Source organism: Pseudanabaena sp. UWO310 (assembly GCF_006861605.1).
Classification (GTDB): Bacteria; Cyanobacteriota; Cyanobacteriia; order Pseudanabaenales; family Pseudanabaenaceae; genus Pseudanabaena.
Genome location: NZ_SELU01000014.1, coordinates 18047 through 41622, shown reverse-complemented (window position 1 = coordinate 41622; position 23576 = coordinate 18047). Strand labels below are relative to the sequence as shown.

Sequence of the window (23576 nt, the reverse complement as noted above, 5' to 3'; positions counted from 1 at the left end):
AAAAATTGATTGATTTGTTAATTGATTAGGACTTACTTAATGCTAACGAGTTTACTGGGTTTTGGATATAGTCTGTCCAAATTTGAATGCACTGGTACGACTCGTCCCATCGGACTCAGGAGCAACGCCAAAGGGAATAGCGAGATCATTGAAGGCAAATGTCTGACTGTTTGATAACCGCAATACCAAATCCCAAAATGGCAGCGCCATTTTGGGATTTGGTATATAGCTACAGTCACTTGAATGAGGACAAATCAAACCCCAAGAATTGACTGGCGGCGCGAAGCGCCGCCAGTCAATTCTTGGTTAGTACCACTATGGAGTGAGTAAAACCTGCGGAGGGAGGATAAGTCCAGATTAGAGATGGCTCTAACAAGGCTCTCCCAGTGAAAGAGGAAGCCCATACTCTATTTTTTTGTTTACAGAAAAAAATGAGTGTCGGGTATGTCACGATGTCGCTAAGATAGTCAAAGTAGGTTTGTAAAAGCAAGCGATTTTAGCCTTTAATTTAGTTAGTTTAAGTACTTCAAAACTTTTTTCATAATCGAGGAGAAAGCTAATGTTTATTGTCAAGAGTAATTTCATGCAAGTTAAACAGATAGCGATCGCTCTTTTCTTCACTCAACCTCTGGTGATGGGTGGGGGTGCATTCGCCCAATCGATCACCCCCACTCAGGGTAATGGCAATTTAGGTACAATTGTCACCCCTGACATCAAAAATGCCCAGCAATTGAATATTAATGGTGGCACGCAAGCAGCCGCAAATCTCTATCACAGTTTCCAGCAATTTGGCTTAAGCCAAGGACAGATCGCCAACTTCATTGCCAATCCTAGTATCCAGAATATTTTGGCGCGGGTTGGGGGGGGAAATCCTTCCGTAATTAACGGGTTAATTCAGGTAACAGGTAGTAATGCCAACCTCTATCTGCTAAATCCTGCGGGAATTATTTTTGGCTCTGGGGCAAGTTTAAATGTCCCCGCATCTTTTACGGCGACCACTGCCAATGGAATTCAGTTGAGCAATGGCTGGTTCGGCATGAATACGGGAATTGATGCGATCAAACAACTTACTGGCAATCCTCAAGCCTTTGGGTTAGCGAATTCAGTGACGGGACTTCCTCAGAACAATCCGCCAGCGGTCATTGTCAATGCAGGGAATCTCTCCGTTAAGGAAGGTCAAAGCATTACCCTCGTTGGTGGTTTCGTAATTAATACAGGGACGATCGCTTCCCCATCGGGCAAAATTACGATCGCCGCCGTTCCCGATGGCAAATATGTCAAAATCACCCCAGAAGGGAGTTTGCTCAGTTTAGAATTACCCATCGCAACGCAAACAGAATTATCGACAACGCCGCTGCTTGCTAAGGATCTGCCCAATTTACTTACGGGTTCGGCGTACCTCCGCCAGATTACAAAATTAGATACTGATGCGTCGGGCAATTTGCTAGTCGCAGGCAGCGCAATTCCCAATCAGGCGGGCATGGCGATCGCCTCAGGAAAGCTAGATGTATCTAGCACAGCTAAGGGTGGCGAGATTAACGTTTTAGGCGATCGCGTCGGCTTGGTAAGCGCAAAGCTCGACGCTTCGGGGGCTCTCGGTGGTGGTAATGTCCTTGTTGGTGGCGATTTACATGGAAAAGGCATCGTTCCCAATTCTCAATATACCTTTGTGACGCAGGATTCCACTATTCACGCCGACGCAACCAATCAAGGGAATGGCGGCAAGGTCATCCTATGGAGCGATCGCACTACAGCCTATTTAGGCAGCATTTGGGCTAGAGGGGGTAAAACGATTGGGAATGGCGGATTTGTAGAAGTTTCGGGCAAAGAGAATCTGATCTTCCAAGGGAAAGTTGATACGACGGCTTTCCATGGAACCGTAGGAAAACTGCTGCTAGACCCGAATAATATTACGATTAGTAGTAATCCCAGTAGTCCTCTCGTGGCAACGCAACTCAATAGTCAAATAATTGCCTTTGCCGATTTTGCTGGTACGGACATTAATATCAACGATGCCGACTTAAGGGGAATTTCGGGCGATGTCATCTTGCAAGCAGCCAACAACATTATCCTTGACAATACTGCTTCCCTTTTCAATGCCGCCGAAAATTCGATTACCTTTCAAGCCAAGAATAATATATTTATTAACGTTCCCGTAGGGGGATTTAGCTTAGGTAGTCCGCTCACTGCGCTCAATTTTATCGCTGGTAATAATATTAATGTTGATACTAGTGCGATCGATACCAATGCATTCAGTTCTTCGTTTCTATTTGGAGTCAATGGGAGTCCGACGCTTTCCTTAACAGCCCAGAATGGTAGCATCAATATTTCGGGTAATTTCCTGATCCGCAATAATCCTGGCGGTGGAGGAATAACCCTCAATTTGAATGCTCCCAATGGTTCGGTGCTAGTGGATAATGGATTTCTGCGCGTGGGACAGGTAAATGGGATCACCGATAGCATTGTGAATATTAACGCAGGAAGATTTCGCGTCACTGGTACGCCGATTAATGGTTCGGCAGGATTCAATATTCAGGATGCCAAGTACAGCATCTACACCTTTGCGGCTAATGCTGGCTCGGCATCTCAGGGTAATGTTTCATTGCAATTTGGTAACCAAGCTCCCATTATCTCTGGCAATGGTGGTAATAATTTAATCAATATTCACCTGCTCTCAGATACGAGTTTTGTGGTTGGGAAAACACCTACAACCAGTGGTGTCGATGGACAAATTGGGATCGGTATTAGCAGCATCCCTCCTCAAGTGCTAACCCTATTATCAGATCGAGACTTTGGCTCTAATGTTAATTTAATTGGCGATAATGCCACAACTTCTACTTTAGCTTCTACTTTGAATAGTAATGCGATCGCGGCAGCTCGCACGGCTGAGCTACAGGCCAATACTGGCGATGTCAAAAAATGCGAACCCGTCAAGAACAAGAAACCGATTTTAACGCTTACAGCCTCCTTACCCTCTAACGACGCAACTCGTTCCGCACAGAATTCTAATCCTAATAACTTGCCGCCTTGCCAAGAGTAGGTTGATCGATGAAATGTAAAGCTCTTCTAATGACGATCGCTAGTGCGTTAATCCTAATGCCAAGCTTATCTGAAGCTGCGGGGATTAGAAATCCTTCCATTCCTAATCCCAGTCAAGAAGAAGCATCTGAAGCCGATCAACTACTACAGGCAGGAATCCAATATTTTCGCGCTAAGCAGTTTGAAAGCGCCTTCGCTAGTTGGCGCAAAGCCCTTGATATTTATCGCCAGCAAAGCAATCGTCAAGGCGAAAAAAAGGTTTTAGAAGCCTTCGCCAAAGCATCAAAAATGCTCGGTCAATACCAACAGGCGATCGATTACTCTCAACAATGGCTCGCTTTCGCCAAAAAAATCGGCGATCGTCAGACGGAAGCGGATGCTTTAGGTAATCTTGGCAATAACTATCGCCTTGTGGGGGACTATGCTAAAGCTCTAGATGCACAAACGCAAGGACTGATAATTAGAAAAGAACTTAACGATCGGCAAGGCGAAGAACAGGTTCTCGAAAGTCTAGGCAGTATCCATTACGATCTTGGGAATTATGACAAAGCAGAGGCTTTATATCGTCAAAGCCTTGCGATTGCAAAGGCGGAGGGGGATAACTATGGCGTAGTTTTCCTACTAAATAAATTGGGATTATTAGCTGGCATTAATGAAGATTACAAACAAGCGATCGCCTATTATCAGCAAAGTCTTAATATAGCCAAGCAAGAATTAGCCAAGCAAGAATTAGCCAAACAAAAAGATTTTTGGGAAGTAGCGGGAAATGCCCTCAATAATATTGGCTCAATCTATCACATTCAGCACCAATATCAAGAAGCGATCGCCAATTACGAGCGAGCGTTAACCATTGCCAAAGAAATTAAAAATCCCCGTATGGAAGGAACCGCTGTGGGTGGTTTGGGATTAGCCTATGTTTTTTTAGAAGACTACGATCGCGCCCTAGCCTTGCAGGAACAAAGCTGGCAACTCGCCAAGCAGATCGGCGATCGCCGCCTTGAGGCGCTTACTTTAAGTAATTTGGGCTATACACTTTGGCGATCGCAAAAATACCCCGAAGCCGAACAGAAGTTTCTCACGGCTCTCAGCTTACTCGAATCTTTGCGCTCCGATTTGAGCGATAGCGATAAGGTTTCCATCTTTGACACCCAACTACATGCCTTCAATCTACTCCAGCAGATTACGATCGCGCAGGGCAAACCTGAATCCGCCCTAGTAATTGCCGAACGTGGACGCGCCCGTGCTTTTGCCGAGCTTCTCTCCCATCGGCTGAACTCTGACTCCACTCCGAAATCTGATCAAGAAAAAGAACGCTTTAATTCGCCCATTCTCTCCCTACCTTCAGTCAGTATTAACGATATTCGTCGCATTGCCCAACAGCAGAACGCCGTTCTGGTGGAATATTCGTTGATTACCGATCCTAGTTTCATCGGTCAGGGCAAGCTTAAAGGAGAATATACCAAGCTGTATATTTGGGTCATACAACCCTCTGGCGAAATCGCTTTTCGGCAAATCGCTCTAGATAGCAACTTTGTCGAACTTATTGTCGATATTCGCAGCATACTCAACGATCCGAGCGAAATCGCCCAAAATCCTAAGGATGTCTTCGAGAAATATCACCAACTAAAGCAACTCCACAATATTCTGATTCAGCCGATCCAAGACTTGCTACCGTCAGATAGCGATACGAGAGTAATTTTTTTACCCCAAGCGTTGCTATTTCTAGTTCCCTTTGCAGCCTTGATTAATCCCCAAAATCAGTTTTTATTAGAGCGTTATACCGTCCAAATTGCCCCCGCCATTCAAGTTCTCGACCTCACCCATCAGATCCGCCAAATGGCTCAAAGGATTAACTTTCAAGAAATCCTGATCGTGGGCAATCCCACTATGCCAAGTCTGGGCAATCCACCGATCCCATTACCTACTTTGTTAGGAGCCGAAAAAGAAGCCGAGGCGATCGCCGCTTTACTCCATACTAAATTTTTAAAGGGTAACGCAGCCACCAAGGTAGAAGTGGTTGCCAAAATGAAAACGGCGCGGTTTATCCATCTAGCTACCCACGGGCTATTAGATGAATATCGCAAAGGGGATATCCCTGGAGCGATCGCCCTTGCCCCTAGCGCTCAAGATAATGGATTTCTGACAGCTAGCGAAATTATTCAAATGCGATTAAATGCGGAATTGGTGGTACTCAGTGCCTGTAAAACTGGGCAGGGATTATTAACAGGAGATGGGGTGATCGGTTTATCGCGATCGCTAATTACCGCAGGCGTTCCGAGTGTAGTGGTGTCGCTATGGGCAGTTCCCGACGAGCCGACGACTTTGTTAATGACCACTTTTTATCAAAAATTTCTCGCGAACCCAAATAAGGCTCAAGCGCTGCGTCAAGCAATGCTGGCAACTAAAGCGAAATATCCAGATCCGATCGCTTGGGCAGCCTTTACCCTAATTGGCGAGGCTAACTAAACAATTTTTTTACAGCAATTATCGAGCAAACGAACCACAAGGAAATTTTTGAAAGCGTTGCAAAGCAAGGCTTTCAAAAATTTCCCTAGTTTGGGTTTGAGCGCAATGCGCTATAAGCAAACCTTGAGCTTTGAGAACCCTTATACCAAAGCTCAAAATGGCTACGCCATTTTGAGCTTTGAAAAACCTTACTGGGTTTGGTTTTTAATTCACAAAAGTGTTGTCACACTTTCGTGAATTGGTATTACTAGGTCATGAATTGAGTAAAGGGGTTGCAGCGCAAAGCGCTGCAACCCCTTTACTCAAAGCTATTTAAATTTGCTTTACCAATAAAGGCTAATGGCTCTATAGTCCGTTACGTCCCCAGACAACAAAAGCGATCGAAAGTGTAAACATACCGAGTACACTAAACCAACCTACTGACAAGATATCCATATTTTTATAGCAATTTAAATAAGTTTTTCTAAATAATATAATACGCTTTGCCGTGCCAAACGGGATGGAAATATTCCGTCGAATGTCCGTAGCAACTTTTTGAGAGAAGTTGCATTCTTAATTAAGTACTTAACTAAATATCCTAGATCAATATCCTAGCTCGATATCCCAATCGCGTCTTAAATATCGCGCCATGAAGATCCCCAAAACATCATGCTAAATAGTTCAGCATAATTAAAACCCAAAAACAGAGAGCGTACCGCCCGCAGCGGGCGGTACGCTCTTCTTAGGTTTTAAGTTTACTTATGCCTAGCTACTTACGCTTGCCAATCACAGCCCAATCCCTGCGAAATCACTAACCAATCCCTACAAAATCACAGCCCAATCCCTGACCGCTCATTTACGATTCTTACAGCGAACTTTTTTAGAGGCGATCGCATTATGTTTTTACCCAAAAAATTCTTAAAAAAATTCTTTTTAGCATCCTTCTGCTCTTGCTTGGCGATAAATGCCGCAATTGCCCTATCTCTAGCCCTCTCCCCCTCGGTACAGGCGCAATCACGACGAGTACGTTACGTGCCGCCTAGCGATCTTGATGCCCCTAAGACTTCTGCATCGGGAATCACCCGCAGCATTTGTCAAGATGGTTGCCTAATTGCCCTGATCCCCGACCTATTAACCGAGAACAAACCAATACCTCGAACAATCTCAGAACGTCCCACCCTTTATTTCCTCACTCCTCCCATTGCTGGTTCGGTCAAGTTTACTTTGTCTGAGGATATTCCGACCCTACCCCAACCCGATGCCGAGAACACTTTCCCCGAATCTCAGAAAAAACAAATTTATACCAAAACTTTTACCCTCAATAATGATGCGGGAATCGTGGCACTAAAAATCCCTAATGAGGCTCCCAGCTTAGAAGTTGGTAAAATCTATACTTGGAAATTTACCATCATCGCCAAGAAAAATCCTCTGATGTCATATCTAGCGGAAAATAAGACGGTGCAGGGTAAGATGCAACGGGTTTTACCAGATCAGCAATTGGCGACAAAGCTCCAAAAAATATCGCAACCGATAGAGCGTGCCGCGTTATTAGCTAATCAGGGGATTTGGTTTGAAACGTTGCAGACCTTAGCAGAAACCCAGCTCACCGTACCGAGTGACCCTGAAGCCTTAGAAGAATTGACTGCTTTACTAAAATCCGCCAGTTTGGATAAGGTTCTTCCCTATGCTTTGATTTTACAAAAGCAAGCTTTATAACTTTGAATTAAGAAACCATTTAAGAATTGGATAGATCCCCCCAGCCCCCCTTAAAAAGGGGGGAGAATTAAATTCTTCCCCCTTTTTAAGGGGGATTGAGGGGGATCTCTTAGAGTTTTTGACCACAGAAAGTAATTCTTAAATGGTTTCTAAGGCTATAGCGGTCTTATACCAAGTTAAGAAATGGCGTAGCCATTTCTTAACTTGAAAACCCTTACTAGGTTTAGTTTTTAATTCACAAAAGTGTGACAACACTTTTGTGAATTGGTATTACCTCAGCGAGAACCTACTTTGAGAAGTATTTTAAAAAGTATTTTATGGAAATGGAGAGGCATCGCGATCGCTGCTCCTACGATTTCAATGATCGCGATCGGACTGCGCTTGATCGGTGCTTTAGAACCATTAGAACTCGGTCTGTTCGATCAGTTCTATCGGTGGCGATCGCTTGAACCTGAAGACAAGCGCATTGTGATTATTGGCATCGATGAAACCGATCTGCGCCAATATAAAAAATGGCCGATCGACGATGCCTTACTCGCCAAATTCCTGCATAAAGTCCGCCAACAAAAGCCCCGTGCGATCGGTTTAGATCTGGCTCGCGATTTTCCCGTAGGCGAAGGTTATGCCCAATTAGAAGAACTATTTAAAACTACTCCGACCTTGATTGCTGCTATCAAAAAAGCCGATCTGATGGATGCAAATTATGCTGTATCGAGTTCCGATATCAATCCTCCCCCTGCTTTAGCGGCTACCGATCGCCTTGGGGCAATCAATCTTCCCGTTGATGCCGATGGACGCATTCGCAGGGGTTTGCTAGCGCTCCGACTCCCTGACAGCACAACTACCCCTAGCTTTGGTCTACAGTTAGCCTTGCTTTACCTCGATGGAGAGAAATCGGTTCCCTTTGAACAAGCTTTGACCCCACCACGACTCAAGAGCAATGATGGTGGTTACAGTCATGCCGATGTGGGTGGACATCAATTCATCATTAATTTCCGCCAATCGCGGCATGGTTTTCGATTTGTCAGTATGGCGGATGTATTAGAAGACCGAATACCACCCGATCTATTGAGCGATCGCGTAGTGATGATTGGAACGACAGCGGTTAGTTTAAAGGATTTATTCTTTACGCCCCTCGATAATGGGATTGGCAGCAGCCGAATTCAGACTTCGGGCATAGAAGTTCACGCGCAGATTGTCAGCCATATCCTCGGCAGTACCCTTGATGGCAGACCCAGAATTCAGACTTGGGATAAACCTTGGGAATGGTTGTGGATTTTTGGATGGTCGCTCGCTGGTTCGACCCTGATCTGGCAATGGCGCAATGTCAGGGTTAAGGATCGAGAAATTCAGATCTTAGTGATGCGCTCTCTGAGCGTGCTACTACTGGCGGGAAGTTTGATCGGAATGTGTGTCATCGCCTTTAACTATGGCTGGTGGCTCCCCTTCGTGCCTGCGGCGATCGCCTTTTTTGGCGGTGGCACGATCATCACGAGTTATTTGGCGATTACGGCAGCCCAAATTCGCACTTACTTCAGTCGCTACCTAACCGATGCTGTCGTTAAAAGTTTATTGGAGACTCCAGAAGGACTGAAACTAGGGGGCGATCGCCGCAAAGTGACCATCCTCATGTGCGATCTGCGTGGCTTTTCCACCATTTCCGAAAAATTGCCCCCTGAGAAAGTGGTGGAAATTTTGAATGTCTTTCTCGGCACGATGACCGAGGCGATCGCACCCTATGAAGGCACAATTGATGAATTTATTGGCGATGCGATTTTGGTATTATTTGGTGCGCCAATCCATCGTGAAGACGATGCGGCACGCGCCGTGGCAAGTGCGATCGCCATGCAGTTGGCAATGCGATCGGTAAACGACAAACTCACGCAGATGCAATTGCCTGAAATTGCAATGGGTATTGGCATTAATACGGGGGAAGTGGTGGCTGGGAATATTGGATCGCAATCCCGTGCGAAATATGCCGTAGTGGGCAATCACGTCAATCTCACGGCTCGGATTGAATCCTATACCGTGGGCGGACAGATTTTGATTTCGGAGACCACCTACCATGAGGTGCAGGACATCGTTGAAATCAATGGTTCAATGGAAGTCGAGCCTAAAGGAACTTCACAACCCATATCCATCTACGATATTGCGGGGATTAATGGGAAATACAACCTAGGACTTCCTTCTCTTAGTGCATCCCTCCAAGTATTACCCACACCGATTCCCATTACCTATCGTATTTTAGAAGAGAAGCATTTGGGTACGGATATTTTTGAAGGCGAACTGCGGCGACTTTCTCCCTATGGGGCTGAGATTTTCTCCGATCAGGATGTTCCTATTTTAAGTAATCTGAAAATTCATCTCCAGATTAACGACCAAGAGGGAGAGGCGATCGCCATTGAAGGGGAAATTTATGCCAAGGTTTTAAAGGGTCAAGCACCAAATCCCAAGACACTCTTAGCACAGGGGCTTTCTGAATCAATGCCTGAAAGCTCAGCAACTGGAAGCTCAGTTACTGAAAGCTCAGCAACTGGAAGCTTAATATTAGAAAACAAACTCACCATCGGTGCTATCCCCGCCCAGCGATCGTCTCCGACTCATTACATTTACGTCCATTTCACAACCGTACCCAGTCACCTCAAAGCATGGCTCCATCGGCAGAGCGGCAAGTAACACCAAAGCTCAAAATGGCTACGCCATTTTGAGCTTTGGTATTACTTACTGGGTTTGGGTTTTATAGCTATCGCCAAATGTATTAGGACATAAACCCCAAGAATTGACTGGCGGCGCTTCGCGCCGCCAGTCAATTCTTGGGGTTTGATTTGTCTTAAGTCAGGCGACTATAGCTATAATTTGCGAAACAAAGAGTTAGACTGGTTAAACTACCTTTACCCATTTTCGCTTTCCATTTTGCCCTATGCCCAATCGTCTCGCGCAATCGCAAAGCCTCTATCTTCGCAAACACGCCGATAATCCGATCGATTGGTATCCTTGGGGGGATGAAGCCCTAGAAAAGGCGCGAGCCGACAATAAACCGATTTTTCTGTCCATAGGCTACTCTAGCTGCCATTGGTGCACGGTGATGGAGCATGAAGCTTTTTCAGATACCGTAATTGCAGATTACATGAACGATCGCTTTGTGGCGATCAAGGTCGATCGGGAAGAACGTCCAGACCTAGATAGCATCTACATGCAAGCCGTCCAGATTATGGGGGAAAGTGGTGGCTGGCCGCTAAATTTATTTTTAGCTCCCGACGATCTAGTTCCCTTTTATGGGGGGACATACTTTCCGATCGAGCCGCGCTATGGTAGACCTGGTTTTTTGAGGGTACTCCAATCAATTCTGGAAATTTATTACGAACGCAATCATGACATTCAAGAATATAAAGATCAGATCGTTCGCAATCTCCATCAAGTCAATAAGCTCATTCCCGTCCCCATCATCAGTGATGAGGTATTAGCCCATGGGATTGCGAAATGCGCCGAAGTAGTTACCAATCGCGATTATGGCACTTGTTTTCCGATGATTCCCTATGCCAACTTCCTATTGAGGGCAAGTCGGTTTGAATCGGAGGAAGCAACACTGAAGAATAAGGCTCGCCAACGGGGGCTGGATCTAGTCCTAGGTGGAATTTTCGATCATGTGGCGGGGGGATGGCATCGATATACCGTCGATCACACTTGGACAGTGCCCCATTTTGAGAAGATGCTCTATGACAATGGATTGATTATGGAGTATGTGGCGAATCTCTGGCTCTCAGGCTTGCAGGAACCCGCGATCGCGCGTAGTTGTGAATTAACGGCTACATGGCTACAACGCGAGATGCTAGCCGAGGAAGGCTGCTTCTATGCTTCTCAAGATGCTGATAGTGAAGGAAAGGAGGGCAAGTTTTGGGTATGGAGCTATCCCGAACTGAAGAAGATATTTAGTGCTACCGAACTCGAAGTCTTAATACAGGAATTTACGATTTCGGTAGCTGGCAACTTTGAAGAAACAAATGTTTTGCAACGGAAACATCATGGAGAACTATCGCCAGAGGTAGAAGCCTGCTTAACCAAGCTATTTCGTCTGCGCTATGGTGAATATTCCCGTCCAACGGATGCTTTTCCCGTCGCGCGGAGTCAAGTGGATATTCGCGAAATTGATTGGGAAGGGCGAGTTCCTCCCATCACCGATACGAAGGCGATCGTCGCTTGGAACTCAATGATGATTTCAGGTTTGGTGACAGCCTATCGCGCTTTCCAAAAGCCAATTTACAAACAACTTGCAGTTAATGCGGCGAAATTTATTCTGGATAACCAATGGATAGAAGGACGCTTACAAAGAATCAATTATGAAGGGCAAGCGACGGTAGCAGCACAGTCCGAGGACTATGCGCTGCTGATCAAGGCGCTGCTAGATCTCCATCAAGCCATTCCCGAAGAGGCAAATTTTTATTTACAACAGGCGATCGCTATTCAAGCTGAGTTCGATCGCGACTTCTGGGATGGGCTTTCTGGCGGCTATTTCAATACTACGAGCGAATCGAGTCAGCATTTGCTGTTGCGAGAACGCAATTATCAAGATAATGCGACTCCTTCTCCTAATGGCATTGCGATCGCGAATTTAGTCCGTATTGCCAGCCTGACCGAAAAATTAGACTATCTCGATCGGGCTGAGTTAGCGCTCAAACGTTTTGGACATGTGATTACCAATAGCCCCGTGGCATGTCCTAGTTTACTGGTTGCCTTTGATTGGTTTCGCAATCATACATTAGTGAGGACAAATCCAGAGCAATATGCCTATCTCGATCGCCAATATCTACCTGTGGTCATGAAGCGTATCGATAAAAATTTACCCAATCCTCAAGCGATCGCCATGGTTTGCCAAGGCTTGGCTTGTCTTGAGCCTGCCATGAGTCAGGAAATCTGCGATCGGCAGCTACAGCGCAGCACCACAAGGGTCAAGTAAAACAGTGTTGCCGCGCGGAGCGCAGCAACACTGTTTTATAGTTACAGTCACTTGAAATAGGACAAATCAAAACCCAAGAATTAATTGGCGGCGCTTCGCGCCGCCAATTAATTCTTGGGTTTTATGTCCTATTTCACTTGGCGACAGCTATACAAGCCTGTTTACAAGACTGCTATCGTTCGGCATTATTTTGGGCGGTTTTACCAAAGGCAATCCGCAGAAATGGCGGTGCGAGGAACGTAGTCAGAATCACCATAATAATGATGGCTACTTCCAAGGGTTTATTAATTGCACCGCTAGCCGTACCAATTCCTGCAAATACTAGCCCCACTTCCCCACGGGGAACCATCCCAATCCCGATCGCCAATCGATTAATATTCTCCTGTCCAAATACGACCCAGCCTGTGACGATCTTGCCCGCGATCGCCACCAACAATAGAAAAATGGCAATGAGTAAACCGCTACGATTTTCGGGGATCATGGGATTGAGAACGCTGAGATCGGCTCTAGCACCCACAGTTACAAAGAAAATAGGTACTAATAAATCCGCTACAGGTTTGATCAATTCATCCAATTCATTGCGCGCATCCGTTTCATCTAATACCAGCCCTGCGGCAAAGGCTCCTAAGATTGCCTCTAAGTGAATGGCATTACCGAGAAATGCCATGAAATAGGCAAAGATAAAGGCGGGAATGACAATATTTCCCCTTGTTTTGAGCTTATCAACGATTGTGATAAAGGTCTTATTAAAAAATCCCCCTAAAAGAACCGAACCAAATAGAAAAGCGATCGCACTCACTAACAGGATCGACACTTTCTGAATATCCACCTCCCCTGTCTTCGCTAAACTAGCGACCACAGCCAAAACAATGATGCCCAGAACGTCATCGATGACTGCGGCTCCGACGATAATTTGTCCTTCCTTAGATTTGAGTTGCCCTAGTTCCGCCAATACCTTAGAAGTGATCCCGATGCTAGTAGCAGTAAGCGCCGCTCCAGCAAAAATGGCAGGAATCGCCGCCACATGAAAAAAATACATGAGCCCTGCTGTCCCTGCGGCAAAGGGAACTGCTACACCAACAAAGGCAACGACGATCGCCTGTACCCCGACTTCTTTGAGTTGCCGTAAATCCGACTCTAAACCGATTTCAAATAGCAGAATAATCACTCCTAGCTCGGCGAGAACGGAAATCACTTCACTTTGAGATATGAAGATGCGCTCAATGGCTGCGGGAGTGAGTGGGTTAAGCGCCTGTAATGCGGACATCACGAGCGAGTCTGCCGCCGTCAGCCCACCTTCGGGAAAAATTACTAACCGTAAAGCCGACACGCCCACAAGCACCCCAGCCACCAATTCCCCCAAAACAGGCGGTAAATCCAAGCGTTTGGCAATTTCACTGCCCACCTTACTGGCAAAATAAATAATCACAAGGGTCAGTAATACTCCCGACAAAATTATGGGAGCATTCTCTGCTTCGGCGGTGGCAAGCAAGGTCATACTTCGCGGTAGACCTTGGGCGATCGCATTGATCGAGAGCATAGGTTATTGTCCTTAAAATTTTAATTGGGCTTTTAATTGGGATTAAGTAGCTAAGAGCATACCGCCCGCTAAGCGGGCGGTACGCTCTCTGGTCTTGATTTTTAATTATTTATGATGAACTACTTAGTTTGGCGCTTTTAAGTAGCTGGGCATAATTAGAAACCAGAGTCGAGAGCTGTAGCGCACACTACAGCTCTTGGGTTTTATATTTAATTGCGCCTATCTAATTTACTGGGAACAGAAAAAGACCTCTATTTTTCTATTTTGAGGATGCATGACAGCAATTACGTTGCACATCCTGCGGATGGTACTTTAGTCATAACTCACAATTTATTTAACGTCAGTTCGAGTTAAGCTGACAAATCTTAAAAGCTCAAAAGTAAAAGCCTTGCGTAGCAAGGCTTTTACTTTTGAGCTTTGAGAGAGGGTTTGCGGAGCAAACCCTCTCTCAAAGCTCATTTCAAATTATCCCGAACTCACGTTATTTAGGATTGCGACAACAACAAAGAGTTATAAGTAACTGGGCGCAATTAAATATCAAATCCTGAAACCTTTAGCGCACGCTGCGCGTGCGCTAAAGGTTTTGGCTCTGTTTTTTATGCTCAGCTACTTAGAAAGAGCTATAGTGATAACAAATCATGCTGATTGAGTTATGACCCCCTTACCCCAACACCGACCAAAACAGTTATCCCTAGGGCCTTTAGAGTCAGAGATACTGAATATTATTTGGGATAGCAGGCGATTAGGCGCGACGGATATCCACGATCGCATTTTGTCCGATCCCGATCGCGAGCTAGCCTATGGTTCGGTGATGACCGTATTGCGGCGATTGGAGCAAAAGGGCTGGATTCACTGCGAAAAAGAAGGGAGAGCGCTCTATTGGCAAGCGCGGATCACCCGTGAAGAAGCACAGACTTTAAAGGTTTATCATCAACTCAACCGTTTTTTAGAAGTGGGTGATGCCGACATTGTGGCAGCCTTTGCCAACGACCTCGATCGGGCTAGCGTCGATAAATTAGAAGCGATCGCCGCACGCCTCAAAACCATCCGTCAATCGCGAGAACAACCACAGGAAGGATAAGCCCATGCCCTTTTTCTCTGTACATTCGGTAATGATCTTTGGGTCGTTATTCCTCGCTTGGGGCTTGCGCTACGGCTGGGGACATAGTAGTGACGCGCATTTTAGTTGGCAAGGACGTTGGCAAGAACGCTGGCAAAAAGCTTTAGTGTGCTTTGTCCTCCCACCGATGCTCGTAGTGATGACAGCGATCGCCGTGCTATGCATGGGATTTGAAGGGCAAATGATCGGCTTGCCCACAGGAAGATTCAGCTATGGCATCGCCTTAGTATTTCTGATTTACTGCCTAGGGCGATCGCTGCAACTTGCCTTCAATGGTTGGCAGTCATTACAGAAATTGCAAAATCTTGTGGTCGAATTAAAAAAGGTGAACTCGATCGATGAACCCTTGCGATTGCTAAATATGCCTATGCTCTTTGCGGCTCAAATCGGCTTTTGGCGATCGCATCTTTTTGTCAGTCAAGGATTGCTTGATACCCTCGATCGCGAACACCTAGAAGCCGTTTTATGCCATGAACGCGCCCACGCTCATTACCGCGATACCTTTTGGTTTTTCTGGCTCGGCTGTCTGCGGCAAGTGATGCCTTGGTTGCCCAATACGCAAACCCTATGGGAAGAGTTGCTATTATTACGAGAACTGCGGGCTGATCGCTGGGCAGCTCAGTACGCCGATGGGTTATTGCTAGCGGAGTCCTTATTAACAATGGTTAGTGGCAATACTATGCCGACCCAAACCTTTTCGGCTGCCTTTGGTTCGACCAATACCAGCGATCGCCTCGAAGAACGGATTGACTTTTTATTAGCCGAGCCCGAACCATTACCACAATTTTCTTGGCGATCGCTATTTTGGATTGGGTTTTCTCTATTACCCCTTGCGGCTCTGCCTCTACATTATTAATAAATCTCCAGAGGAGAATGGTGGCGCTTCGCACCACCATTCTCCTCTGGAAAATTGCGAAGTGCGCCAAGGGCTTTTTCGTAAAATATAGCTACCGCCAACTGTATCAGGACATAAACAAGATCATGTTGCCGCGCGGAGCGCGGCAACACGATCTTGGGTTTTAATTTTGTCCTAACAAGACTGGCGGTAGCTATATTTAAGATTACTATGTAGATTTTGGGATAGATTTTGGGTTTTTGGGGTTTAGTTGGTATAAGTATTAAATAAATCATCAGATCGCCACCATTATCCAGACATGGTCATAGCGAGCGAACATGAATCAGCCCAAACAGCCAAGGCAACAGTTTATCCGCATTGATCGAGGCATTAGTCAGTTTAATCATGACTACTATGCGGCTTTGGGACTACCAATCATTAGCAGTCCTGTTTATATTCGTCATGTCTATTTGAGTATTGCTCGGATATTGCACCCTGATGTTTATGGATTTGCCCCCGAAGAAAAGGAAGTTGCTACCCAATATTTAGCTAAGCTCGTTAATCCTGCCTATAACGTTTTGATGCAAGAGGAAGAGCGCAAAGCCTATCAAGGGATCTTTCAGCTTCTTGCCAAGCGCTTAATGCAAAAATCCCGTAATGTGCCCATCCATTCTAAGATTGCCTGCGAGTTAATGATGGCTCCTAGCGATGGTTTTTATGAGCGATCGGTCTCGATGATTGCCAAGGTGCAGTATCAATCGCTCGCAAATATTTTGGAATATACAGGGCAGATCAGCGAACTAAATCTAGTTTACATTCTCTACAAGGAGGGCTATCAGTACGGAGACGTAAATATGCCGCCCGTACTCACGCCGATGTCTGCGACCCAAAATACCAGCTCTTACGGTGCTCCCAATTATCCTATCCCACCCATACCACAGCCTAAGGTTATACCGCCCCCTAAGAGTATCAAACCCTATACCGCAAGCTATCCTGCACCACCTCCTAAGCCCAGCTATGCGAATCCCTCTCCCTATTCCTATCAGCCCCCTATTAATCGGCAGGCGGAGTCGGATGATACCGTAATTCAGACCAGAATTGAAAGCAATGATAATAGCGCGATCGCCGATCGCCTCAAGATTTGCGAAATTTACATGAGTCAGGGAGATTGGAAATCGGCACTTAAGGATTTGCGAGAAATTCTGCAACTCGATAAAAATAACAGTCAATGCCACGCCATGCTCGGAGTGGTCTATATCAATATCAATCAACTGCAAATGGCAAAAATGAGCTTGACGCGATCGCTACAGCTTAATCCGCAAGAACCATTAGCCCTAAAACATATGCAGGAGGTTAATAATCCTGCCCCCCCCAGCATCCCCTCCAAAAACAATAATAAAAACAATAAAAGCACCAACCCCAAGCCCGATGCTCCCGTAACCCCCAAGTCCCCTCTCCCACCGCCCCAAAAACGGGGCTGGCTCTCCAATCTTTTAGGTTGGGCAGATAATGACAAATAGAATTAGAACTACGGTACGATAAAAGGCGAAGACTGAGAGAATTGTATGGTGCATCAACTGCCGACTGGCGCAAAAGATTTACTTCCCCTAGACGTTGCTCAAAAGCGTTGGATCGAAAGCCGCATTCAACAAGTTTTTCAGTTATGGGGTTATCAACGCATCATTACCCCCACGATCGAACATTTGCGATCGCTTACCGCAGGTGGAGCCGTCGATCCCGAATCTGTCATCCAACTGCCTAGTAACAGTACCGATATTTTAGGATTGCGTCCCGAATTTACCGCCTCGATCGCTAGAGCCTATGCGGCTCGTTTAGGGAGCCATGTGGCAACCTGTCCACAGCGCATTTATTACAATGCCAATGTATTTCGGCGCAGAGCCAATCATACCTCTGAAGAATCATTTCAAGCAGGGGTAGAATTGCTCGGCGCTTCAGGGCTAATGGCTGACGGTGAAATTCTGATGCTTTTAGCCGAAAGTCTCGATCGCTTAGAGCTGCAAAATTGGCAAATTATCCTCGGCGATGCCAGACTGACGACCGCATTACTCGATCTCTTACCAGAACAATATCGGGCCAAGGTACGTCAATGCCTTGCTAACCTCGATCGCATTGCTATTGCCGAAATGGATTTGCCCGCCGATGTTAAAGGCTATGCGATCGAACTCATCGACTTGCGCGGCAAGCCCAAGGATCTGTTGAGTCGTTTGTCCACCAGTGCATGGACATCGGGACTGACTGGCGAAATTAATTACCTGAAATCCTTAATCGATCTATGGGAAAGTACGGGGGGCAATAGCGATCGCTTAATCCTCGATCTCAGCTTTATGCAGACCTTTGACTATTACACGGGGATCGTGTTTGAAGTTGCTTGTGATAATTATGTCATCGCCCAAGGCGGTCGTTACGATCGCCTGCTTGGAGTTTATCACCCTCAAAATGTCAGCTACCCTAGCATCGGTTTCTGCCTCAACCTTGAAGAACTGCAACAGGCTTTACAGTCGCGATTACCCCAAACCCTGACAAATTCTAGTTATTTGGTGGTGGCGAAGGAACCCGATGCGGTTCAGGCAGCCTTTGCCCATGCTGCGCAGTTGCGGCAGTCAGCCGATCTCGAAGCCGTTGAATTAGAGTTGCAGTTTCGCGCCGTTGAGGATGTTCGCGACCAAGCGCGATCGCGAGGCATTCCTAAGATTGCATGGGTTAGTAGCGATGGCGCGATCGTCTCAGAGACCCTCAATTAAAGCCCCAAAATATTTAGCTCACGCTACGCGTGAGCTAAATATTTTGGGGCTTTATATTTAATTGCGACAGCTATATCATGTTCCATTGCGATCGCTTCATGCAAAAATCTCTATTCAATTTGAAGAACTTAGGGTAATCTATTCACTCAATCATCTATTTTGCTAGAGATTTTGATATTGATTAGGTGCGCGTGAATGAGATTTCCAGAGACTGCAAAATCGGGTACAAGTTTAGCGTTTAGCTTAGGACTAATCGCGTCAGTTATTGTGGTGGGCTGGTACTACGTCATTTTGCCTTATCAAAGACATCCCCAAAGACCCACTTTTACCAACGATTTAAAGGCTGCCCCCGTCCCCACATCACCGATCGCCGAGATCAAAGTACCAGTGATGCCCCAGCCGACCTATAAAGCTAAGCCCAAACCCAACGATGCCAAATATTTAGGAAAAGTAAATGCCAGCATTGGACTAGTATTTCGAGCCGATCCCAGTCAGTCAGCCAAAAATGTGGGCGGTGCAGACTATAACACGAAGGTAGCGGTCATGAGAGAAACCCCCGATCGCGAATGGGTTTACGTCCGTAACGAAAGCACTAAAGAAGAAGGCTGGGTAAGAATTGGCAATATCACCAAAGAATAGCCAAGGAATATAGAGAAGCCAAGTGGCGAGCGCCACTTGGCTTCTTGGGTTTGCGCCACAAAGATTATGACAGCCATCCCTGAACAGTCTGGATGATTAACCAGATATTTAAACTAGCAATAATGATAGCTATGGCACTAGCCAAGATCTTGAGCCAACGAGGATTGACAAACTCACCCATCAAACGGCGATCGCTAGTAAACATTACTAAAGGGACTACGGCAAAGGAAAGCTGCAAGCTCAGCACAACCTGACTCAATAGCAGCAGTTGTCCCGTACTTTTTTCACCAAAAATGACGATCGCGATTAAAGCAGGGATCACGGCAAGGAGTCGGGTGGCGAGGCGACGCAACCAAGGAGGTAATTGCAAACGTAAAAAACCTTCCATCACAATCTGACCTGCCAAGGTCGCCGTTAAAGCCGAACTTTGTCCCGAAGCTAACAAAGCAAAGCCAAAGATAGCACTAGCTGCGCCCACTCCTAATAAAGGGGAAAGTAATTGATAGGCATCCTCAATCTCGGCAACATCCTGATACCCATTGGTATGAAAAGTGGCCGCCGCAACTATGAGAATTGCCGCATTGATAAAGAGGGCGAGCGATAACGCTAAGGTTGAGTCGATCGTGCCAAACTTAATCGCTTCCCACTTTTTTTCCGAAGTTGCTTCCCAAGCGCGAGTTTGCACGATCGCCGAATGCAAGTAGAGATTGTGGGGCATCACCGTTGCTCCCAAAATTCCCACAGCAATATAGAGCATTTCTGTATTTTGTAAGATCCGATGATCGGGAATAAAACCCGTAAGAATGCTCCCCAAATCGGGACGGGCAAAAATAATTTGGGCAATAAAGCAGCCTGCGATCGTGGCGACAAGGGTAATCACCAAGGCTTCAACATAGCGAAATCCCTTGCTTTGCAGGAGCAGTAAGATAATGACATCTAGAGCCATAATGCATACCCCCCAAACCAGCGGTATCCCCCAAAGCAGTTGCAAAGCGATCGCACTTCCCAATAGTTCAGCAAGATCGCAGGCGGCGATCGCGAGTTCGCACAATACCCAGAGTACCAAGCTCACCCTAGGACTGAAATAATCCCGACAAGCTTGGGCGAGATCGCGTCCCGTGGCAACCCCCAAACGGACGCATAAGGATTGCAGCAAGATCGCCATTAAATTTGACAGCATAATGACGCTGAGCAATGTATAGCCAAATTTTGATCCGCCTGCAATATCCGTCGCCCAGTTGCCAGGATCCATATAGCCTACAGAAACTAAGTACCCAGGTCCCGCATAAGCAAGCAGCTTACGCCAAAAACCTCGCTGGGGAATGGCGATCGTTCGATGGACTTCTGGCAAACTTTGGGGTCGATCCAACATGGACATTTTTAAACTAACGTTTCATAATCGTTTCATAATCTAGTTTATACCACTTGTTTCTAATTCTTACTTTTCCCGTTATCTTTTTGTCCCAGCATAACCGTCAATACGCCTACCCCCGCAAGCCTTATTCCAATGATAGACATTGTCATTAAGTAAAACTTATTGCAGTGGAAAGATCTGCAAAATCGAATAACTAGCGATCTCACTTCCGCAAAAGGCGATCGCTTTTTTTGTTTACATCAAAATAGATTTTGCCCAGAGTAAATAATTTTGCTCAATTGCGATCGCTGGTATAGCAATGATTTCGGGTACTTGATAGGGATGTAGAACAGTCAATCTAGCTGCCAGTGATTCATATTTGTTTGCTAGGGTTTTGATTAAAACTAGATGCTCTGATTCTTGGCATAGTTGCCCATCCCAGATATAGGTAGATGTCATAGGGGGCAATACCTGAACGCAAGCAGCAAGTTTTTCTTCGATAAGTATTTTGGCAATGTCATTGGCAAGATTTAGATCGGGAGCGGTCATCATAACGACTATCAGTTCTGAGTTAGGCATGAGTACTTACTTTAAAAACAGTGGATGAAAAATAACAGGCGTAGGTATCTGAGTTTTGATTTGGGTCTAGCGGATTTTAGTTCCATGAATGAATAGTTCTAATGGAAAATGGGGATAGTAGGTTTTCCTACTGGTATTGATAAGGATCTGAATTAAATCAAAAGTACCCTAGTCAATATGGTTAGGGTGCTTTAGCATAGGGGGGTTGGGAAACTAGTGTCTTCTATTGGATACTTAATCCACCATCTATGACAATACTTTGCCCCATAATGTATGAAGCAGAATCAGAACAAAGCCAAAGTACAGTTTCGGCAACTTCTTCAGCAGTCCCTAGACGACCCGAAGGTTGTTTAGCAATCATTGCCATTTCCAGTGCATTGCTACCTCCATCACGATGCATTCCCCTTTCCAGCATTGGAGTACGAATATAACCAGGACAAACCGCATTAATCCGAATCCCAGTTTGAGCATATTCAAGAGCAGCCGTTCTTGTAAGTCCCAAAATTCCATGCTTACTGGCAGCATAAGCACAATGCCCAGCATGAGCAATTAATCCAGCCGTAGAGGCAGTATTAACGATTATCCCCTTGCCCTGAGACTGCATCTGAAGTAACTCATACTTCATACAAAGCCATACGCCCTTAAGGTTAATAGAAATAATGCGCTCCCAATCATCTTCGAGAGATTCAGCGGTTAAAGCTTTAGTTTGAGAACTGACTCCAGCATTATTGAAAGCACAGTCTAAATGACCGAATGTACTGACAATAGAAGTAATGAGTGATTCTACGGATTGAGTTTGAGACACATCTGTATAAATGAACTTAGCCTTAGCATCGTTTTCCTGAATAATACGAATCGTCTCATCACCACCAATAGAATCTATATCTGCAATAACAACTTGCGCTCCTTCTTTAGCAAAAGCGATCGCTGTGGCTCTCCCAATACCTGAACTCCCACCCGTAACTAAAACAATTTGGTCATCAAATTTTCTATTCATAGATTTATAACAAATAAAGTAGGATTCAGTGCGTAGCTCTTAATATGTTCTGCTAGAGTGTAACCTTAACGTAATCAGATAAAAGTCGATCACTACAAGACCAATTTATAAATTACGAAATGGTAAGTTTTATTTCTTAGTTCTAGTGGAAAGCTGCAAAAATCTATGAAATGGACAGCAATGATCTTTCTAGGCATCTTCGCGATTGGGATCATCCATTGCATACCAATTATTCTATCCCTTCCTAACAAAGCCAGACAATCTGGAACAAAGCAAGTCCTAAAGCTAATTAATCGAGAGCAGGAACAATATTTTTCTAAAAACAATACTTTTCTCGACAATAGCCTCAATTTGGCATCTTATCAAACTAATTTTAATGAAACTCGCTATCGATACCTCACTAGAAAAGAGCAAAATACTGTCAATACCTATGCAGTGCCAATTAAAGAATTTGAATATGGTGAATTTCTGATTTTTCCTTGGAATCGCTATGTGGGGCTTAATACATTTGTTGGTGTCGTTGCCGTAACCGACTCAAAGAAGAAAACTGCTGAATCTTCAATCTGCGATGTCCATTCTGTAAATGGTAAATTCATTCATGACTACTGCGATCGCGATCGCCCCCAGTCTTAACCCTAGCTTGCTAGAATAAGATTTTCGTACAGATATCAAATGATAGCTCTGGTTGACTGTAACTGCTTCTACGTTAGCTGCGAGCGAGTGTTTGACCCATCCCTTGAGGGTAAGCCCGTAGTCGTGCTATCGAATAACGATGGCTGTATCGTGTTGTTTTGAAACTTATAGCTGCCGCCAGTTTTGTTAGGACAAAATCAAAACCCCAAAGAGAGTTGCCGTGCTCCGCGCGGCAACTCTCTTTGGGGTTTTATGTCCTGATACAGTTGGCGGCAGCTATATCAATTAGCGATCTAGAGAGAATATTTAAAGGTTTTACTTCTTACGGATGAATAAGCGAAACATCTCCAAACTTTCAAGATCACTGTCTAACGATGCGTTTGGTTATGGTGTGCTTGTTTCTCTCTCAATTCACGTGCCCTCTGTTCGGCAAGACGTTGCGCTTCAAGGCGACGTTGCGCTTCAAGGCGACGTTGTTCTTCAATGCGACGTTGTTCTTCAATGCGACGTTGTTGTTCTCTCGTTACAGAAGCTTGGTATTGAGGCTTATTGTCTCCAATTCCCACAGCAATATTGCTTTGATGGTTTGTCAAATTGATGTTTAGCTCGGCTGCTGATGCTTTAGTGGGATTGAAAGCTAAAGTGCTGAGTAAGGTAACGGCAAGTAAGGCGAGACTTGAAACTTTCATTGGTTTATATCTGCTTGGTGAACTATGCCCTTTTAGACAAGCCCCCATAAATGTTGGTTCAGTTAAAACCCGTGACTTTTTTCCTATCATTTGATGATGGCGATCGCAATAGATTTTTTGACCCTAGGCGATCGCGGAGTCAAGCAGATGAATGTCACCGTAAAGCAGCAAATCATCCAAGGAAAGGATTTGCTACGCAAATCCTTTCTCAAGCTCCAAAAGCAAAAGCCTTGCTACGCAAGGCTTTTGCTTTTAGAGTTTTAAAATTTGCTAG

19 protein-coding genes and 1 pseudogene are annotated in these 23576 nt (G+C 45.4%); 13 read left to right on the top strand and 7 right to left on the bottom strand.

Annotation, left to right across the window (positions count from 1 at the left end; translation table 11 throughout):
* Nucleotides 1-51: 51 nt before the first annotated feature.
* Complete coding sequence (locus PseudUWO310_RS22775; RefSeq protein WP_190315929.1) at nt 52-210, bottom strand: hypothetical protein; 159 nt, start codon at nt 208-210, stop codon at nt 52-54.
* A 349-nt stretch (nt 211-559) separates the two neighbouring features.
* On the opposite strand from PseudUWO310_RS22775, the gene PseudUWO310_RS06510 reads away from it, so the two are divergent.
* Together PseudUWO310_RS06510 and PseudUWO310_RS06505 are read left to right on the top strand one after the other, a co-directional pair.
* Nucleotides 560-3040 carry a filamentous hemagglutinin N-terminal domain-containing protein gene (locus PseudUWO310_RS06510; protein ID WP_142599930.1) on the top strand — a complete coding sequence of 827 codons (2481 nt, stop codon included), beginning with the start codon at nt 560-562 and terminating at the stop codon, nt 3038-3040.
* Nucleotides 3041-3048: 8 nt separating this feature from the next.
* Nucleotides 3049-5505: a CHAT domain-containing protein gene (locus PseudUWO310_RS06505; RefSeq protein WP_142599929.1), complete on the top strand. Its 2457-nt coding sequence runs from the start codon at nt 3049-3051 to the stop codon at nt 5503-5505.
* Between the two features lie 345 nt (nt 5506-5850).
* Here PseudUWO310_RS06505 and PseudUWO310_RS06500 read toward each other — a convergent pair whose 3' ends face one another.
* Complete coding sequence (locus PseudUWO310_RS06500; protein ID WP_142599928.1) at nt 5851-5940, bottom strand: cytochrome b6-f complex subunit PetN; 90 nt, start codon at nt 5938-5940, stop codon at nt 5851-5853.
* Between the two features lie 441 nt (nt 5941-6381).
* Between PseudUWO310_RS06500 and PseudUWO310_RS06495 the strand changes: the two genes are divergently transcribed.
* The 3 genes from PseudUWO310_RS06495 (at nt 6382) to PseudUWO310_RS06485 (ending at nt 12154) form a co-directional block, all read left to right on the top strand.
* Complete coding sequence (locus PseudUWO310_RS06495) at nt 6382-7200, top strand: DUF928 domain-containing protein (protein ID WP_142599927.1); 819 nt, start codon at nt 6382-6384, stop codon at nt 7198-7200.
* A 291-nt stretch (nt 7201-7491) separates the two neighbouring features.
* Nucleotides 7492-9876 (top strand): CHASE2 domain-containing protein, encoded by a 2385-nt coding sequence (locus PseudUWO310_RS06490; RefSeq protein ID WP_142599926.1) that lies wholly within the window; start codon nt 7492-7494, stop codon nt 9874-9876.
* A 244-nt stretch (nt 9877-10120) separates the two neighbouring features.
* On the top strand, nt 10121-12154 hold the full coding sequence (locus PseudUWO310_RS06485) for a thioredoxin domain-containing protein (protein WP_142599925.1): 2034 nt from the start codon (nt 10121-10123) through the stop codon (nt 12152-12154).
* A 172-nt stretch (nt 12155-12326) separates the two neighbouring features.
* Here the strand turns inward: PseudUWO310_RS06485 and PseudUWO310_RS06480 are convergent, their stop codons facing one another.
* Entirely contained in the window at nt 12327-13694 is a 1368-nt protein-coding gene (locus tag PseudUWO310_RS06480; protein ID WP_223805563.1) for a cation:proton antiporter, read from the bottom strand.
* A 652-nt stretch (nt 13695-14346) separates the two neighbouring features.
* On the opposite strand from PseudUWO310_RS06480, the gene PseudUWO310_RS06475 reads away from it, so the two are divergent.
* The 5 genes from PseudUWO310_RS06475 to PseudUWO310_RS06455 all read left to right on the top strand — a co-directional run bounded on the left by PseudUWO310_RS06475 (nt 14347) and on the right by PseudUWO310_RS06455 (nt 19050).
* Nucleotides 14347-14775, top strand: a complete 429-nt coding sequence (locus PseudUWO310_RS06475; protein WP_055076011.1) for a BlaI/MecI/CopY family transcriptional regulator — start codon at nt 14347-14349, stop codon at nt 14773-14775.
* Between the two features lie 4 nt (nt 14776-14779).
* Nucleotides 14780-15670: a M56 family metallopeptidase gene (locus PseudUWO310_RS06470; RefSeq protein WP_223805562.1), complete on the top strand. Its 891-nt coding sequence runs from the start codon at nt 14780-14782 to the stop codon at nt 15668-15670.
* Nucleotides 15671-15987: 317 nt separating this feature from the next.
* On the top strand, nt 15988-17169 hold the full coding sequence (locus PseudUWO310_RS06465) for a DnaJ domain-containing protein (RefSeq protein ID WP_142599924.1): 1182 nt from the start codon (nt 15988-15990) through the stop codon (nt 17167-17169).
* Between the two features lie 45 nt (nt 17170-17214).
* Nucleotides 17215-18411, top strand: a complete 1197-nt coding sequence (locus PseudUWO310_RS06460; protein WP_142599923.1) for an ATP phosphoribosyltransferase regulatory subunit — start codon at nt 17215-17217, stop codon at nt 18409-18411.
* 195 nt (nt 18412-18606) lie between these two features.
* Complete coding sequence (locus tag PseudUWO310_RS06455; RefSeq protein WP_142599922.1) at nt 18607-19050, top strand: SH3 domain-containing protein; 444 nt, start codon at nt 18607-18609, stop codon at nt 19048-19050.
* A gap of 64 nt (nt 19051-19114) precedes the next feature.
* Here PseudUWO310_RS06455 and PseudUWO310_RS06450 read toward each other — a convergent pair whose 3' ends face one another.
* The 3 genes from PseudUWO310_RS06450 to PseudUWO310_RS06440 all read right to left on the bottom strand — a co-directional run bounded on the left by PseudUWO310_RS06450 (nt 19115) and on the right by PseudUWO310_RS06440 (nt 21980).
* A complete protein-coding gene (locus tag PseudUWO310_RS06450; protein ID WP_142599921.1) occupies nt 19115-20428 on the bottom strand; it encodes an Nramp family divalent metal transporter in 1314 nt (437 codons plus the stop codon).
* 231 nt (nt 20429-20659) lie between these two features.
* A complete protein-coding gene (gene cutA / locus PseudUWO310_RS06445; protein ID WP_142599920.1) occupies nt 20660-20983 on the bottom strand; it encodes a divalent-cation tolerance protein CutA in 324 nt (107 codons plus the stop codon).
* A 223-nt stretch (nt 20984-21206) separates the two neighbouring features.
* Nucleotides 21207-21980 carry a glucose 1-dehydrogenase gene (locus tag PseudUWO310_RS06440; protein ID WP_142599919.1) on the bottom strand — a complete coding sequence of 258 codons (774 nt, stop codon included), beginning with the start codon at nt 21978-21980 and terminating at the stop codon, nt 21207-21209.
* A 165-nt stretch (nt 21981-22145) separates the two neighbouring features.
* Here PseudUWO310_RS06440 and PseudUWO310_RS06435 point away from each other — a divergent pair, with 165 nt between their 5' ends.
* Together PseudUWO310_RS06435 and PseudUWO310_RS06430 are read left to right on the top strand one after the other, a co-directional pair.
* Nucleotides 22146-22613 carry a type IV pilin-like G/H family protein gene (locus PseudUWO310_RS06435; RefSeq protein WP_142599918.1) on the top strand — a complete coding sequence of 156 codons (468 nt, stop codon included), beginning with the start codon at nt 22146-22148 and terminating at the stop codon, nt 22611-22613.
* 39 nt (nt 22614-22652) lie between these two features.
* A pseudogene (locus PseudUWO310_RS06430) lies at nt 22653-22766 on the top strand (impB/mucB/samB family protein); the annotation flags it as partial.
* A gap of 215 nt (nt 22767-22981) precedes the next feature.
* Here the strand turns inward: PseudUWO310_RS06430 and PseudUWO310_RS06425 are convergent.
* A complete protein-coding gene (locus tag PseudUWO310_RS06425) occupies nt 22982-23302 on the bottom strand; it encodes a hypothetical protein (RefSeq protein ID WP_142599916.1) in 321 nt (106 codons plus the stop codon).
* A gap of 96 nt (nt 23303-23398) precedes the next feature.
* On the opposite strand from PseudUWO310_RS06425, the gene PseudUWO310_RS22770 reads away from it, so the two are divergent.
* A complete protein-coding gene (locus PseudUWO310_RS22770) occupies nt 23399-23566 on the top strand; it encodes a hypothetical protein (protein WP_190315928.1) in 168 nt (55 codons plus the stop codon).
* The last annotated feature ends 10 nt before the right edge of the window (nt 23567-23576 follow it).

Bases quoted from the DNA above. Each gene is read 5' to 3' on its own strand.
- PseudUWO310_RS06510 (WP_142599930.1), top strand. From the start codon at position 560: ATGTTTATTGTCAAGAGTAATTTCATGCAAGTTAAACAGATAGCGATC.
- PseudUWO310_RS06495 (WP_142599927.1), top strand. From the start codon at position 6,382: ATGTTTTTACCCAAAAAATTCTTAAAAAAATTCTTTTTAGCATCCTTC.
- PseudUWO310_RS06465 (WP_142599924.1), top strand. From the start codon at position 15,988: ATGAATCAGCCCAAACAGCCAAGGCAACAGTTTATCCGCATTGATCGA.
- PseudUWO310_RS06450 (WP_142599921.1), bottom strand. From the start codon at position 20,428: ATGTCCATGTTGGATCGACCCCAAAGTTTGCCAGAAGTCCATCGAACG.
- cutA (WP_142599920.1), bottom strand. From the start codon at position 20,983: ATGCCTAACTCAGAACTGATAGTCGTTATGATGACCGCTCCCGATCTA.
- PseudUWO310_RS06440 (WP_142599919.1), bottom strand. From the start codon at position 21,980: ATGAATAGAAAATTTGATGACCAAATTGTTTTAGTTACGGGTGGGAGT.
- PseudUWO310_RS06435 (WP_142599918.1), top strand. From the start codon at position 22,146: ATGAAATGGACAGCAATGATCTTTCTAGGCATCTTCGCGATTGGGATC.
- PseudUWO310_RS06425 (WP_142599916.1), bottom strand. From the start codon at position 23,302: ATGAAAGTTTCAAGTCTCGCCTTACTTGCCGTTACCTTACTCAGCACT.
- PseudUWO310_RS06480 (WP_223805563.1), bottom strand. From the start codon at position 13,694: ATGCTCTCGATCAATGCGATCGCCCAAGGTCTACCGCGAAGTATGACC.
- PseudUWO310_RS06505 (WP_142599929.1), top strand. From the start codon at position 3,049: ATGAAATGTAAAGCTCTTCTAATGACGATCGCTAGTGCGTTAATCCTA.
- PseudUWO310_RS22770 (WP_190315928.1), top strand. From the start codon at position 23,399: ATGGCGATCGCAATAGATTTTTTGACCCTAGGCGATCGCGGAGTCAAG.
- PseudUWO310_RS06500 (WP_142599928.1), bottom strand. From the start codon at position 5,940: ATGGATATCTTGTCAGTAGGTTGGTTTAGTGTACTCGGTATGTTTACA.
- PseudUWO310_RS06455 (WP_142599922.1), top strand. From the start codon at position 18,607: ATGAGATTTCCAGAGACTGCAAAATCGGGTACAAGTTTAGCGTTTAGC.
- PseudUWO310_RS06485 (WP_142599925.1), top strand. From the start codon at position 10,121: ATGCCCAATCGTCTCGCGCAATCGCAAAGCCTCTATCTTCGCAAACAC.
- PseudUWO310_RS06475 (WP_055076011.1), top strand. From the start codon at position 14,347: ATGACCCCCTTACCCCAACACCGACCAAAACAGTTATCCCTAGGGCCT.
- PseudUWO310_RS06470 (WP_223805562.1), top strand. From the start codon at position 14,780: ATGCCCTTTTTCTCTGTACATTCGGTAATGATCTTTGGGTCGTTATTC.
- PseudUWO310_RS22775 (WP_190315929.1), bottom strand. From the start codon at position 210: ATGGCGCTGCCATTTTGGGATTTGGTATTGCGGTTATCAAACAGTCAG.
- PseudUWO310_RS06460 (WP_142599923.1), top strand. From the start codon at position 17,215: ATGGTGCATCAACTGCCGACTGGCGCAAAAGATTTACTTCCCCTAGAC.